The 13,845-nt window shown below is 60.9% G+C and carries 12 protein-coding genes and 2 pseudogenes; 6 read left to right on the forward strand and 8 right to left on the reverse strand.

Translation table 11 applies throughout. The annotated features are described in order from the left end of the window. The first annotated feature begins 46 nt into the window (after positions 1-46). Positions 47-670, forward strand: a complete 624-nt coding sequence (locus tag HB780_RS23955) for an outer membrane protein (RefSeq protein ID WP_183689852.1) — start codon at positions 47-49, stop codon at positions 668-670. A gap of 94 nt (positions 671-764) precedes the next feature. Here the strand turns inward: HB780_RS23955 and HB780_RS23960 are convergent, their stop codons facing one another. The 3 genes from HB780_RS23960 to acnA form a co-directional block, all read right to left on the reverse strand. Then, positions 765-1,166 (reverse strand): DUF2794 domain-containing protein, encoded by a 402-nt coding sequence (locus tag HB780_RS23960; protein WP_183689853.1) that lies wholly within the window; start codon positions 1,164-1,166, stop codon positions 765-767. 259 nt (positions 1,167-1,425) lie between these two features. Next, positions 1,426-2,169, reverse strand: a complete 744-nt coding sequence (locus tag HB780_RS23965) for a DUF1223 domain-containing protein (RefSeq protein WP_183689854.1) — start codon at positions 2,167-2,169, stop codon at positions 1,426-1,428. Between the two features lie 263 nt (positions 2,170-2,432). Continuing rightward, positions 2,433-5,123 (reverse strand): aconitate hydratase AcnA, encoded by a 2,691-nt coding sequence (gene acnA / locus HB780_RS23970; RefSeq protein WP_183689855.1) that lies wholly within the window; start codon positions 5,121-5,123, stop codon positions 2,433-2,435. A gap of 262 nt (positions 5,124-5,385) precedes the next feature. On the opposite strand from acnA, the gene ccmA reads away from it, so the two are divergent. From ccmA to HB780_RS23995, 5 genes are all read left to right on the forward strand, one after another. Next, positions 5,386-6,033, forward strand: a complete 648-nt coding sequence (gene ccmA, locus HB780_RS23975) for a heme ABC exporter ATP-binding protein CcmA (protein WP_183689856.1) — start codon at positions 5,386-5,388, stop codon at positions 6,031-6,033. A gap of 310 nt (positions 6,034-6,343) precedes the next feature. Then, entirely contained in the window at positions 6,344-7,003 is a 660-nt protein-coding gene (gene ccmB, locus HB780_RS23980) for a heme exporter protein CcmB (RefSeq protein ID WP_183689857.1), read from the forward strand. Between the two features lie 58 nt (positions 7,004-7,061). Further along, a complete protein-coding gene (locus HB780_RS23985; protein ID WP_183689858.1) occupies positions 7,062-7,823 on the forward strand; it encodes a heme ABC transporter permease in 762 nt (253 codons plus the stop codon). Position 7,824: 1 nt separating this feature from the next. Continuing rightward, a complete protein-coding gene (gene ccmD, locus HB780_RS23990; protein ID WP_183689859.1) occupies positions 7,825-7,998 on the forward strand; it encodes a heme exporter protein CcmD in 174 nt (57 codons plus the stop codon). Beyond that, on the forward strand, positions 7,995-8,606 hold the full coding sequence (locus HB780_RS23995; protein WP_183689860.1) for a DsbE family thiol:disulfide interchange protein: 612 nt from the start codon (positions 7,995-7,997) through the stop codon (positions 8,604-8,606). Before ccmD ends, HB780_RS23995 begins: the two co-directional genes overlap by 4 nt. A gap of 187 nt (positions 8,607-8,793) precedes the next feature. Here the strand turns inward: HB780_RS23995 and HB780_RS24000 are convergent, their stop codons facing one another. The 5 genes and pseudogenes from HB780_RS24000 to dapF all read right to left on the reverse strand — a co-directional run bounded on the left by HB780_RS24000 (position 8,794) and on the right by dapF (position 13,808). Beyond that, positions 8,794-9,384, reverse strand: a complete 591-nt coding sequence (locus HB780_RS24000) for a DUF2585 domain-containing protein (RefSeq protein ID WP_435693927.1) — start codon at positions 9,382-9,384, stop codon at positions 8,794-8,796. Then, positions 9,384-10,100, reverse strand: a complete 717-nt coding sequence (locus tag HB780_RS24005; RefSeq protein ID WP_183689862.1) for a septation protein A — start codon at positions 10,098-10,100, stop codon at positions 9,384-9,386. The genes HB780_RS24000 and HB780_RS24005 overlap by 1 nt, the downstream gene beginning before the upstream one ends. Beyond that, positions 10,097-11,617, reverse strand: a pseudogene (ftsY, locus tag HB780_RS33390) (signal recognition particle-docking protein FtsY). The gene HB780_RS24005 and the pseudogene ftsY overlap by 4 nt, the downstream one beginning before the upstream one ends. A gap of 15 nt (positions 11,618-11,632) precedes the next feature. Next, positions 11,633-12,906: pseudogene (gene mtaB / locus HB780_RS24015) on the reverse strand (tRNA (N(6)-L-threonylcarbamoyladenosine(37)-C(2))-methylthiotransferase MtaB). Further along, a complete protein-coding gene (dapF, locus tag HB780_RS24020) occupies positions 12,903-13,808 on the reverse strand; it encodes a diaminopimelate epimerase (protein ID WP_183689863.1) in 906 nt (301 codons plus the stop codon). Before dapF ends, mtaB begins: the two are co-directional and overlap by 4 nt. Positions 13,809-13,845 lie beyond the last annotated feature (37 nt).

Genomic DNA, 13,845 nt, shown 5'->3' on the forward strand with positions numbered 1-13,845 from the left:
TCGTGGGCATCGCATTGGCACATATGAATTATAGAAGGAAATAGATATGAAATATCTGCTCATTTCGGCTTTGCTTGCACTGACCTCGACCTCCGCGGTTGCCGCTGATCTCACCGAGGAGCCTGTTGCCGCCGCGGCTCCGGCTTCAGTCTTCACCTGGTCCGGCCCCTATCTCGGTGTCCACGGCGGCGGCGCGATCACCAAGGGCAGCTTCAAGTTCGGCAGTGGCGACCAATCCGAAGACTTCAAGGGCGGCCTTTTCGGCAATTTCTTCGGATACAACTATCAGTTCGACAAGGTCGTCATCGGCATCGACGGCAATATCGACTACAACTGGAACAACAAGGCTGTCGCCAATGCATCCAGCGTCGGCACTGATTGGTCGGGCGCGGTTCGCGGAAGGGTCGGTTATGCTTTCGACAACCTGCTGATCTACGGCGCGGCCGGATGGACCGCCGCTCGCGGCTTCGCCGACGTTCCTGGTTCAGGCGACGGCAAGGTCATCTTCAACGGCTGGACGGCCGGCACCGGCGTCGATTATGCCTTCACCAACAACATCTTCGCTCGCGCGGAATACCGCTACAGTGATTTCGGCAGCAAGGAATTGCAGGGCGTGAAGAGCGACCTCACCGAACAATCGATAAACCTGGGCGTCGGCTTGAAGTTCTAATTTCGGCGCTATCTGTCGCTACACAAAGCCCCGCTCACCGGCGGGGCTTTTCGTTTGTTCCCCAGTCGATGATCACCGGCGATGCCAGACGAGATCACTTCTCCACCAGCTTCAGCTGCTTGTCGAAAATCTTCAGCACCTGGCTCAGCTCATGGCCGCGCTTCAGGATCATGCCATTGGTGTTGACCACGCTAAAGGCACCCTGCTTGACGGCAAGCTTCGGGTTTTTCTCGATGCGGAAGAGCGGCAGTTCGCCGCAGCGCTTGAAGACGGAGAAGACGGCCTTGTCCCCGAGATGGTCGATGGCATAGTCGCGCCACTCGCCCTCGCCGACCATGCGGCCGTAGATCCACAGGATCGCGTCCAGCTCCCTGCGATGGAAGGTTACCGGCAGCGGATCCCTGCTCTGTTTATAGTCCCTGAGATCAACGACGATGGAAGAATTGGTGTCGACGGAACGGCTTTCGCCGTGTCGTAAATCCGGCTGATCAGTCATCAATCCCCCAGGGGCTGGTCATGACAAGAGGATGACAGTTTGCCTCAGCCGCACCAAATTGCAAGACCGGCGGTCACTCACAAATTTTTACGTCGGAGAAAAGCATCTCTGCGGCGCCGTATTTCAGCCAAAACGACGCCCCATTTCCGGAATTATTGGTAATTGTTTGGCGCCGCCGCGCCAAACGGCCCGGCCGGGGGCGCGTCGACCGAACCCCAGCCCCGAATGCGTCCTCGCCGGGCACCTCACCGAAATCTGATCAGCCGTCAGAGCCAATCGTCAGCACCGTCGCGCCGATGATCGCCGCCGGGTCTCCCGACGACGTGGAGGATTGCAGCAGAACCGCCATGCCGCGCCGGCCGTCCTTGTCCAGGACATTGGCGGGCAGCACCACATTCATTTCCTTGCCATCCCACATGCCGACGGTCTCGACGTCCGAAACCGCATGCAGATAGGCAATCTGTTGACCGTTATTTTCGCCACCCTTGGGGGAGACCAGCTGTTCCTTGTCGAAATAGGCAACGACCACATTCGCCTTGCCCTGGCCGGCACCGATCTTGATTTCCAGCTCGTCGCCCTTCATCGCGGCGCTCACCGCGACCGTCAGGCCCTTGCCCTGGTGCTGAAAGCCGTCGAGCTTGACATTGATGCCGTCGAAGTCGGCACCACTCATATGGTCTCGTCCATTGATGATCGCCTGCGGCGTATAGACCCCGCTGCGGCCCATCGTCCGCGCATAGGCATACTGGCGCGCCGTATTGTCCTTGGACGCCATCGTGTCGTTCCAGCCGAGATAGTTCCAGTAGTCGACATGATAGGCAAGCGCCACGACGTCGCCCTGGCGGATCAGCTTGCGAAACGCGGCATCAGCAGGCGGGCAGGACGAACAGCCCTGCGACGTGAAGAGCTCGACGACCCCCTTGATCTTGGCAAGCTCCTGCGCATGCAGCGAACTCGCGAGCGCGATGCCTGCCAGAAGTGAAACCGAAAATCGAAGGCGCATGCCGTGATACCTCTTTCTCAGACGCTGAAGGCCAAAGCCAAGACAGCACCCTGAAATCGCTTGCCGCTTTTCAGGGTATCCGTAAAGCTCTCATCAAGCCTGATAAATCTGAAACAAGAGATAATAGCTAAGCGCGATGACTAAAAGTCACGAAGGGGTGAGAGAAGGCCCTGAGGCCACCACACCGAACACATCAGCGTGAAAAACATGACGCCGCCGGAGAAGTTTCCCCCGGCGGCGTGCAAAGATGGCTTTAACGCCGATCAGGCAGCGAGATCACGCAGAACCGTCTGCAGGATGCCGCCATTGTTGACGTAGACGACCTCATCCAGCGTATCGATACGGCAGATGATCGGGATGTCGCGGACTGTGCCGTCGCCATAGGTGACCTTGGCGATCTTGCGCTCGCGCGGCTTGATATCTTCCAGGCCCTCGATCGAGACGACTTCATCGCCCTTGAGGTCGAGGGTGGCCCAGGTGGTGCCGTCCTCGAAGACGAAGGGGATGACGCCCATGCCGACCAGGTTCGAGCGATGGATGCGCTCGAAGGACTGGGCGACGACGGCGCGCACGCCGAGCAGGTTGGTGCCCTTGGCAGCCCAGTCGCGCGATGAACCGTTGCCATATTCGACACCGGCGAAGATCACGAGCGGAACGCCCTCGGCCTTGTACTGCATGGCCGCATCGTAAATCGACATCTCTTCCTTGGACGGATAGTGGATGGTGTAGCCACCTTCCTTGCCGTTCGGGCCGAGCATGTGGTTGCGGATGCGGATGTTGGCAAAGGTGCCGCGCATCATGACTTCATGATTGCCGCGACGCGTGCCGTACTGGTTGAAGTCGGCAACGCCGACACCATGACCGATGAGGTAAGCACCAGCCGGCGAGGCAGCCTTGATCGAACCGGCCGGGGAAATGTGGTCGGTGGTGATCTTGTCGCCGAAGAGGCCGAGAACGCGGGCACCCTTGATGTCGGAAATGCCGGCGCCGGTCTTGCCCATGCCAACGAAGTAAGGCGGGTTCTGCACATAGGTCGAGTTATCGTCCCAGGCATAGGTCTGGCCCGGAGGAATCTGCACGGCCTGCCAGTTGGCATCGCCCTTGAAGACGTCGGCGTACTTGGATTCGTAAAGTTCGCGGGTGACGTATTTCAGGATGAATTCCTGGATCTCATGCGAGGTCGGCCAGATGTCCTTGAGGAACACCGGCTTGCCGTCCTGGTCTTCGCCGATCGGTTCGCTGGTCAGGTCGAGCTGCACCGTGCCGGCGAGCGCATAGGCGACGACGAGCGGCGGCGAGGCCAGGTAGTTGGCCTGGACGTCAGGCGAGATACGACCTTCGAAGTTGCGGTTACCGGAGAGAACGCCGGAAACGATCAGGCCCTTGTCGTTGATCGTCTTCGAGACCGGCGCCGGCAGCGGGCCGGAATTGCCGATGCAGGTGGTGCAGCCGAAGCCGACCAGATTGAAGCCGAGCTTGTCGAGATCGGCCTGCAGGCCGGACTTGGCGAGATATTCGCCGACGACCTGGGATCCAGGTGCGAGCGACGTCTTGACCCACGGCTTGGTCTTCAGGCCCTTGGCAACGGCGTTGCGGGCGAGAAGGCCGGCGGCGATCAGCACCGACGGATTCGAGGTGTTGGTGCACGACGTGATGGCGGCAATCGCCACGTCACCATGGCCGAGATCGAAATCCGTGCCTTCGACCGCATAGCGGTTCGAAAGCTGGCCGGGCTTCTTGTATTCGGTGTCCAGCGAGCCGGCGAAACCGGAGGCGATGTTTTCCAGAGGAATACGGCCTTCCGGGCGCTTCGGGCCAGCCATGGCCGGCACGACGTCGCTAAGCTCGAGTTCCAGCGTATCGGTAAAGACGATGTCGGCGCCGTCGTTGTCACGCCACATGCCCTGCGCCTTCGAATAGGCTTCGACCAGTGCGATACGATCCTTCGCGCGACCGGACATGTCGAGATAGTTCAAGGTTTCCTTGTCGACCGGGAAGAAGCCGCAGGTCGCGCCGTATTCCGGACCCATGTTGCCGATGGTAGCACGGTCGGCGAGCGGCAGCGCGTCTAGGCCGGGGCCGAAGAATTCGACGAACTTGGAAACAACGCCCTTCTTGCGCAGCATCTGCACGACGGTCAGCACCAGGTCGGTCGCGGTGACGCCTTCCTTGAGCTTGCCGGTGAGCCTGAAGCCGATAACTTCCGGCAGCAGCATGGAGACCGGCTGGCCGAGCATGGCGGCTTCAGCTTCGATACCACCAACGCCCCAGCCGAGAACGCCGAGACCGTTGATCATGGTCGTATGCGAATCGGTGCCGACGCAGGTGTCGGGATAGGCGATGGTCTCGCCGTCCTCTTCCTTCGTCCAGACGGTCTGGCCGAGATATTCGAGGTTCACCTGATGACAGATGCCGGTGCCGGGAGGAACGACGCGGAAATTCTTGAACGCCTGCTGGCCCCACTTCAGGAAGCGGTAACGCTCGCCGTTGCGCTCATATTCGAGCTCGACGTTGCGGGCAAAAGCCTGCGGCGTGCCGAATTCGTCGACGATGACCGAATGGTCGATGACGAGGTCGACGGGAACCAGTGGGTTGATCTTTTCAGGATCGCCACCGAGCGACACCATCGCGTCACGCATGGCGGCAAGATCGACCACGGCGGGCACGCCGGTGAAGTCCTGCATCAGCACGCGCGCCGGGCGATAGGCGATTTCGTTCTCGACGGTGCCCTTGTTGACCAGCCACTCGGCAACGCCAAGGATGTGTTCCTTGGTGACCGTCTGCCCGTCTTCGAAGCGCAGCAGGTTTTCCAGAAGAACCTTCATCGAATAGGGAAGCTTGGCAACACCGGGCAGACCATTGGCCTCGGCCTTGGGTAGGCTGAAATAGACATAGTCTTTTCCGCCCACGGTCAGCGTGGACCGACAATTGAAACTGTCAAGAGATTTAGACACGAGATACCCCGTTTCTGATAGCCAACACAGTCGTGCGAACGCCTATGCACTTTAATGCACATCAGGATGCGGGTACGGCCATTTCCGCTGTCCGCACGTAAGGAAAAACACCTTATGTTCGGCGCAAGGATGAAATTCACGCCGACCGCTGGCGTGGTTGCCGGTCTTATAGATAATTTCGTAAAGACTTGCCAGAGTGGCCGAGCGCAAAATTTGAGATTTTTTCGCACTGCGACAACGAAAATGGGGAAAGCCTGAGCTGATGCATCTAAGCGCTGAAAACCTGGCCGCAAGGCGAGGCGAAGACCTGATTTTCGCGAGTGTTTCCTTTGACTTGGAGGGCGGAGAAGCCCTGATCCTTACCGGCCGAAACGGCTCGGGGAAATCAACACTTTTACGTGTCGTCGCCGGCCTCTTGCGACCGGAAAAAGGTCAGGTGATTCTCACGGATTCCCAAGGAGAATCGGACCGTCAGCCGGGGGAAGCCAGCCATTATCTCGGCCATCGCAATGCGATGAAATCCGAACTTACGGTTGCGGAGAACCTGACATTCTGGAAAAAGTTTCTCGGCGATATGGAGGGCGGCGCCGGCCTTGCGATCGAAGATGCCACTGAGGCCGTCGGTCTTGCCAACATCACCCACCTCCCCTTCGGCTACCTCTCTGCCGGCCAGCAACGCCGGATAGCTTTCGCCAAACTACTCGTCGCTTATCGTCCGATCTGGATCCTCGACGAACCCACGGCGGCGCTGGACACGGCAGCGGATCGACTGCTTGGCGATTTGATCGCCTCGCATCAGACGGCGGGCGGCATCGTGCTCGCGGCAACGCATCAGCCGCTGGGGCTCGATAATGCGCGGGAGATGCGGATGACGGGGTTTGTTGGAGTGAGTGAGGGGGTTTGGGGATGATGAGGAGACATTGCCTTTCGCTTTGCTCGAGGCGCTCATCGTTGCACGATAAGCTACCCCCCTCTGTCACTGTCGTGACATCTCCCCCACAAGGGGGGAGATTGAAAACCTGCGGCTCGAACCTCTCCAAACAACAAACAATTGAATTCGCTGAGCATTATAAGGCCGAACAGGGCGAGAAGCCGCCGCCCGCAATCTCCCCCCTTGTGGGGGTGATGCCCCAAAGGGGCAGAGGGGGGTGGCGAGAAGCGCACGCTTATCGCGCCTTGAGCCAAGCGAAAGGCAATCTCCCTCATACCGGGTGCCACCCATGACCGCACTCTTCCTCCGCGACCTCAAACTCTCGGTTCGTGCCGGCGGCGGCGCGCTCATCGGCATTCTCTTCTTCCTGACCGTCGTCGCCGTCATTCCCTTCGGCGTCGGCCCGGACCTCAAGCTTCTATCGCGCATCGGCCCGGCCATCGTCTGGATCGGCGCGCTGCTGTCCGCCTTGCTCGGCCTCGACCGCCTGTTTCAGGCGGAACGCGATGACGGGTCGCTCGATCTGCTGGTGATGCAGGAAACGCCGCTGGTATTGACAGTGCTGACCAAATGCGCAGCACACTGGGTGGCGACCGGCCTGCCGCTGGTGATCGCCTCGCCGCTGCTCGGTCTCTTTATGAATATGAATGAGATGGCGATCGGCGCGACGGCCCTGACCCTGCTCGTCGGCACACCGGCGATCACCTTCATCGGCGCGGTCGGCGCTGCTGTTGCCGTTGCCCTGCCGCGCGGTGGCTTGCTGGTGTCGATCCTGGTGCTGCCGCTCGCCATTCCCGTGCTGATCTTCGGCGTCAGCGCCACCTATGCCGCCGTCGAGGGTCCGCAGCCTTTCCTGCCGCCCTTCCTCATCCTGATGGCACTCACTCTGTTCTTCGCAGTGCTCGGCCCGGCGGCGGCGGCAATCGCCTTGCGCAACACGACGGATTGATCGATCTCAGGCGATCCGGTCGATTGCCGTCAAAAGCATATCGGGTTAAACAAATCGCATGAGCGATATCAGCCCTGCGATCAGCCGATTTTCCGACCTCGCCAATCCGACCCGGTTTCTGGCGCTGTCGGCGCGTCTGATCCCGTGGCTGGCGGCGATCACCGCCATACTCTTCGCGATCGGCCTTTATCTCTCCTTCTCGACGGAAGGCGACTATCAGCAGGGCGATACCGTCCGCATCATGTATATCCATGTGCCGGCCGCCTGGCTGTCGATGATGTGCTACACGATCATGAGCCTATCGGCGATGGGCACGCTGGTCTGGCGCCATCCGCTCGCCGATGTCTCGGCCAGAGCTGCAGCCCCCCTCGGCGCCGCCTTCACGCTCATTGCGCTCGTCACCGGTTCGCTCTGGGGCAAGCCGATGTGGGGCACCTATTGGGTCTGGGACGCCCGGCTGACCTCGGTCTTCATTCTCTTCCTGATGTATCTCGGCCTGATTGCGCTCAACCGCGCCATGGACGATCCGTCCAGGGCCGCACGCGTCACCGCCGTGCTGATCCTCGTCGGCTTCATCAATATCCCGATCATCAAATTCTCAGTCGACTGGTGGAACACGCTGCATCAGTCGGAAAGCCTCATGCGCATGGACGGCCCCGCCATCGATGCGGAATTTCTCTGGCCGCTCTTCACCATGGCGCTTGCCTTCACGCTGCTGTTCTTCACGCTGCACCTGATGGCGATCCGCAACGAGATCTGGCGCCGCCGCATCGCCGCGCAGCGCCGTCTCGCCGCGCGCATGGCCGCCCGCGAGGACTAGCATGACCCATCCCTTTTACGTCTACGGTTCCTATGGCTTCGCCGCCGCCATGATTATTGCCATCATCGCCTGGACATGGATCGACGGTCGTTTGCGCCGCAAGGAAATGGCAGTGCTCGAAGCCTCCGGCATCCGCCGCCGGTCGCAGCGCGCGCCGAAGGACAAGGCGCAATGAGCATCGAAACCGAGAAAAGCGGCGAGCCGAAGTCGGGCGGCACCGCACGCTATCTGATGGCGCTCATTCCGCTGATCGTCTTTGCCTGCATTGCGCTCGCCGTCGGCAAGGTTATGTATGATCAGGAAGTCCACGGCACCGATATTTCCGCCATCCCTTCCGCCCTGATCGGCACGAAGGCGCCGGCACTGGCAATGGCGCCGCTTGACGGCTCCAACCTGCCGCCGCTGACCGACGCCGCCATCAAGGGCAAGCTGACGCTGGTCAACGTCTTCGCCTCCTGGTGCATCCCCTGCCGCGATGAACATCCTGTCCTGAAGCAGCTCGCCCAGGACGGCCGCCTGAATATCGTCGCCATCAACTACAAGGACACCAGCGAAAACGCCCTGCGTTTCCTCGGCGAACTCGGCAATCCCTATAACGCCATCGGCATCGATCCAAACGGCTCGGCCGCGATCGACTGGGGCGTCTACGGCATCCCCGAATCCTACCTCGTCGCCCCCGACGGCACGATCCTCTACAAACAGGTCGGCCCCTTCACTGCCACCAGCCTGAAAGAGGGGCTGTATCCGGCCATGGAAAAGGCGCTGGGCAAGCCGGGGGCGTAACCACCCGCCCTCGTGGTTCGAGGCTCCAGCCCTGCGGGCCTCCGCACCTCACCATGAGGGCTGATCTTTGTCGCTCAACCGCAGAAGCTGCCCCACCTCATGGTGAGGCGCTTTGTTACCGAAGCCATAGCGCAGGTAACAAAGCCTCGAACCACGAGGTGGCCGCGAGGCCAGCTTCAAAATCCTCTTAAAGCCCGCCCTGCCAGGTCTTGATCGCCTCGATCGGCCAAACCAGCATTATGACGTTCAGGGTGAGATTGTCGCGGATGAGCCAGCCGGTTAGCAGCTCGAAGAAGATGGCGATCACGATGGTCAGCGCCACCGGCGCGCGCCAGGCGAACAAGAAGCCAACGACCATGAACACCGCGTCCATCGCCGAATTCAAAATGCTGTCGCCGACATAATTGAGCGAGATCGTCGCGGCGCGGTAGCGGTCGATGATGATGGGCGAGTTTTCGAGCAGCTCCCAGCCGGATTCGATCAGCATGGCGACGAACAGGCGCATGGAGAGCGGCTTGCGGCGCATGATCAGATGCGTCAGCCCGAAGAACAGGAAGCCGTGGATGATGTGCGACGGCGTGTACCAATCCGCCATATGCTGCGAGTTGCCGCTGGAATTGACCACGGGTTCGAAGAGCCTGACATAACCGCAGGTGCAGATCGGCACCCGGCCCATCATATATTCCGCGACGATCTGGACGAGCAGGACCAGGGCGCAGGCGATGAGCCAGAAACTCTGCCGCTGATAACGGTTTTCGGTGTCGGGGAGCGCGGTCATCATTCTGTTTCCGCCGGCGGCTCGATCGTATGCTTCATGATCAGCGGCATCTGCGACAGCGTGAAGAGGATGGTGATCGGCATCGTGCCCCAGACCTTGAAGTTCACCCAGAGATTGTCCGCAGCCTTGACGTCGGGCAGGTAAAGCCAGTTCGACCCGCGCCAGACGACTTCGTTGAGCACGGCAAGAACCAGGAAGAAAATACCCCAACGGAAGGTGAGCTTGCGCCAGCCTTCAGCATCGAGCTGAAAGGCAGCGTTAAAGACATAGCCAAGCAGCGACTTGCCGAAAAAGAGGCCGCCGAGCAGCACCACGCCAAACAGCGCGTTGACGATGGTCGGCTTCATCTTGATGAAGATTTCGCTCTGCAAATAGATGCCGAGCGCCCCGAAGATGAGGACGACGATGCCGGAGACGAAGGGCAACAGCGGCAGATGACCGAGCATGACCTTGGAGACGATGAGAGACAGCGCCGTCGCCACCATGAACAGCCCGGTCGCAACGAAAAGCGGACCGCCGAGCGCGGACAATGCCGGAAACTGCTGCACCAGCCATTCGCCGCGCAGATTGGCGAAAAAGAACACCAGCAAAGGCCCAAGTTCCAGCACCAGCTTCAATAGCGGATGATGCTTGTCGGCAGCACTTGGGGCGAGGTCACGGTCACTGGTCGTCATCGCAGCACTTTCATTATCGTCGAGTTTGGTCTTGTCGTTCATTGGCCGTTTCCGGGGCTGATGCCGGCTATGGCCTGGGCGAATTCCTCGGCCTCGAACGGCTCGAGATCATCTACACCTTCGCCGACGCCGATGAAATAGACCGGCAGTTTGTGCTTGGCCGAGATGGCGACCAGAATGCCGCCGCGCGCCGTACCGTCAAGCTTGGTCATGATCAAGCCGTTGACGCCGGCGACATTGCGGAAAATTTCTACCTGGTTCAGCGCGTTCTGGCCGGTGGTCGCATCCAGCGTCTGCAGCACGGTATGTGGCGCATCCGGATCGAGCTTGCCGAGCACGCGGACGATCTTTTCCAGCTCCGCCATCAGCTCCACCTTGTTCTGCAGGCGGCCGGCGGTGTCGATGATCAGCACATCGCTCTTGTTGGCCTTGGCCTGTTGGAAGGCATCGAAGGCGAGACCTGCCGCATCGGCGCCGAGCTTCGTGCCGATGAATTCCGACTTGGTGCGGTCAGCCCAGATCTTCAGCTGCTCGATGGCGGCCGCACGGAACGTATCGCCGGCGGCGACCATGACCTTGAGCCCGGCGCCCGACAGTTTCGACGCCAGCTTGCCGATGGTCGTCGTCTTGCCGGTGCCATTGACGCCGACGACGAGGATGACGTGCGGCTTGTGGCTGAGATCGAGCTGCAACGGCTTGGCGACCGGCTTCAGCACCTTCGCGATTTCCAGCGCCATGATCCGGCTAACATCTTCGCCCGTCACATCCTTGCCGTAACGCTCAGATGCCAGCGTATCGGTCACCCGCATCGCCGTCTCGACGCCGAGATCGGCCTGGATCAACAGATCCTCCAGATCCTGCAGCGTCTGGTCGTCCAGCTTGCGCTTGGTGAACAGCGCGGTAATCTGGCCGGTGAGCTGCGACGAGGTGCGCGCAAGACCGGCGCGCAGGCGCTGGAACCAGGAGAGTTTTTGCTTGGGCGCTTCCGGGATAGGTTCGGGGATGCTGGAGGCGGTGGCGAAGCCTTTGGGGAGGATGGGGGTGGTGTCGGTGTCTTTCGAGGTTAGGTCCGTGTCTGCCGGAACTTCGGTGCTTTCCGACGAAAACTCCGCATCTGCCGAGGCTTCGTCACCCCCTCTGTCGTGTCGGACATCTCCCCCACAGGGGGGAGATTGGTTCGATCGCGGCCGCTTCCGGCACTACATCGGCTTCGGTATCTGGAGTTTGCTCCGGCAGTGCTGCAACTTCATTGTCGACGACTAGCTCGGAAGCCTCGGACACTTGTGAAGAAGGAGCATCTACGTGCTCGTCAGCTTCTTGTTCTTGCTCCGGTGGCCCGGCATCCTCCAACTGATCTCCCCCTCGTGGGGGAGATGTCCCGAAGGGACGGAGGGGGGCTCGACAGGCTCGGCAACCTCGGACGCAACAGAAGGCTCCACCACAGGCTCTTCCGACGCAGGAACAGCGACCTCAACCGAAGAAACCTCTTCCGGCGCTTTCTCTTCCACCGGCTTTTCGCGGCCGAAGGTGAAGACTTTTTTGATGAAACTGAGCGCCATGAAAATTCCGTGGGGTCAGGCCGCGTCAGCGGCCGCAAGTTGCATGTCGAGGTGCTTGCCATTGTGGCTGGTGATCGCCACCTGCACAAGGTCGCGCGGCCGGAGGCCCGGTGCCGCGACAAGCGTGAAGTTTTCCGTATGCGCCAGGCCGTTGTTTTCGACAAGCAGCCATTGCCGCGTGCCGACCATCGTATCGAGATGGGCCTGATGCAGCCTTTGTCCAGCGGCGCGCAATCGGGCGGCGCGTTCCTTGATCAGCGCCCGGTCGAGCTGCGGCATCCGTGCCGCCGGCGTGCCGGGGCGTGGGCTATAGGGAAAGACGTGCAGATGCGCGATGCCAGCCTCTTCCGCCATGCTGACGGCATTTTCGAACATCGCGTCCGTTTCGGTCGGAAAACCGGCGATCATATCGGCGCCGAAACTCATCTCGGGCCTGAGACGCCGCACATCCTCGATGAAACGAATGGCATCGGTGCGTGAATGCCGCCGCTTCATCCGCTTCAGGATCATGTCATCGCCATGCTGCAGCGATAGATGCAGATGCGGCATGAAGCGCGGCTCGTCGGCGATCAGATCCAGCAGATGCTGATCCGCCTCGATGCTATCGATCGATGACAGCCGCAAACGGCGGATCTCGGGGATCTGCTTCAATAGCGTCTTCGCCAGAAGCCCGAGCGTCGGCTCGCCCGGCAGGTCGCCGCCGTAGCTGGTGGCATCGACGCCGGTCAGGACGATCTCGCGATAACCACTTTCCACCAGATTGCGCGCCTGACTTACCACCGCGCCCATCGGCACGGAGCGGGAATTGCCGCGCCATAGGGGATGATGCAGAAGGTGCAGCGATGGTCGCAGCCATTCTGCACCTGGATGAAGGCGCGCACATGCCCGTCAATGTGCTTGACCATCTGCGGCGCGGTGTGGCGCACGCTCATGATATCGTTGACCCGCAGCTTCTCTTCCGCCGAAACGCCGAAATCCGGCAGCGAGCGATAGGATGCGCTTGTCAGCTTCTCTTCATTGCCGAACACGGCGTCGACTTCGGCCATGTCGGCGAAAGTGTGCTTCTCGGTCTGCGCGGCGCAGCCGGTGACGATGATGCGGGCATGCGGATTGTCACGTCGCGCGCGGCGGATCGCCTGGCGCGCTTGACGCACGGCCTCGCCGGTGACGGCACAGGTGTTAACCAGGATGGCGTTGTTGAGCCCGGCTTTCTCTGCCTCGGCCCGCATCACTTCGGATTCGTAGGTGTTGAGACGGCAGCCGAAGGTAATGACCTCGACCCCGCTCACCGCGCCAGAGCCCCCTGCTCCTGAGCGCGCGTGAAGCTGCCCGTCAACGGATCGACCGAGCCAGACCATTCCCATTCCGCCGGCCCGGTCATGACGACATGGTCGTCAGCTTCCCGCCATTCGATAATGAGCTGGCCAGAAGCCGGCGCGGAGGCGACATCAATCGTCACCTTGCGGCCGGTGCGGCCCGTGCGGGCGGCGCTGACAGCGGCCGAACAGGCGGCCGAACCGCAGGCAAGCGTCAGACCGGCGCCACGCTCCCAGGTGCGGGTGCGCAGCGAGGTCCGTGAAAGCAACTGCGCCAGCGTGATATTGGCGCGCTCGGGGAACATCGGATGGTTTTCCAGCAACGGGCCGAAGCGGGCGAGATCGAAGGACATCGGGTCCTTGTCGACCCAGAAGATCGCATGCGGATTGCCCATCGACATCACCGAAGGCGAATGCAGGACAGGATTGTCGATCGGCCCGATCTGCAGCTCGATGCGGCGCGTATCGGCAAATTCCTCGGCCAGCGGAATCTTATCCCAGGCAAAGACGGGCGTGCCCATGTCGACGGAAATGGTGCCGTCCTCATGCTCGATGGCGTTCAGAATGCCGGCGACAGTCTGGAAGGTGAACACCTTCTTTCCGGTTTCAGCCGCAAGCGCCTGCACGACGCAACGCGTACCGTTACCGCAAGCCTGCGCCTTGGTGCCATCGGAATTGAGGATATCGATCCAGGCGTCGGTACCCTCCGCCTTCGGATCGTGGATCGCCATGATCTGGTCGAACTGGGTTGCGGGATCGGCATTGAGCGCAATCGCGGCCGCTGCCGTCACCACGTCTTTCCGGCCACGCATGTCGACAACCAGGATCTTGTTGCCAAGCCCGTTCATCCGCGCGAATTCGACCGTGTTGCTCATGGTGGTATGCCCGTCAGTGTTTTCGAGCTGTATATGG

Origin of the sequence: Rhizobium lusitanum (genome assembly GCF_014189535.1) — a bacterium.
In the GTDB taxonomy this organism is placed as follows: domain Bacteria; phylum Pseudomonadota; class Alphaproteobacteria; order Rhizobiales; family Rhizobiaceae; genus Rhizobium; species Rhizobium lusitanum_C.

Coding starts and splice junctions, on each gene's coding strand:
- HB780_RS23955 (WP_183689852.1), top strand. CDS start 47: ATGAAATATCTGCTCATTTCGGCTTTGCTTGCACTGACCTCGACCTCC.
- HB780_RS23960 (WP_183689853.1), bottom strand. CDS start 1,166: ATGACTGATCAGCCGGATTTACGACACGGCGAAAGCCGTTCCGTCGAC.
- HB780_RS23965 (WP_183689854.1), bottom strand. CDS start 2,169: ATGCGCCTTCGATTTTCGGTTTCACTTCTGGCAGGCATCGCGCTCGCG.
- ccmA (WP_183689856.1), top strand. CDS start 5,386: ATGCATCTAAGCGCTGAAAACCTGGCCGCAAGGCGAGGCGAAGACCTG.
- ccmB (WP_183689857.1), top strand. CDS start 6,344: ATGACCGCACTCTTCCTCCGCGACCTCAAACTCTCGGTTCGTGCCGGC.
- HB780_RS23985 (WP_183689858.1), top strand. CDS start 7,062: ATGAGCGATATCAGCCCTGCGATCAGCCGATTTTCCGACCTCGCCAAT.
- ccmD (WP_183689859.1), top strand. CDS start 7,825: ATGACCCATCCCTTTTACGTCTACGGTTCCTATGGCTTCGCCGCCGCC.
- HB780_RS23995 (WP_183689860.1), top strand. CDS start 7,995: ATGAGCATCGAAACCGAGAAAAGCGGCGAGCCGAAGTCGGGCGGCACC.
- HB780_RS24000 (WP_435693927.1), bottom strand. CDS start 9,384: ATGACCGCGCTCCCCGACACCGAAAACCGTTATCAGCGGCAGAGTTTC.
- HB780_RS24005 (WP_183689862.1), bottom strand. CDS start 10,100: ATGAACGACAAGACCAAACTCGACGATAATGAAAGTGCTGCGATGACG.
- dapF (WP_183689863.1), bottom strand. CDS start 13,808: ATGAGCAACACGGTCGAATTCGCGCGGATGAACGGGCTTGGCAACAAG.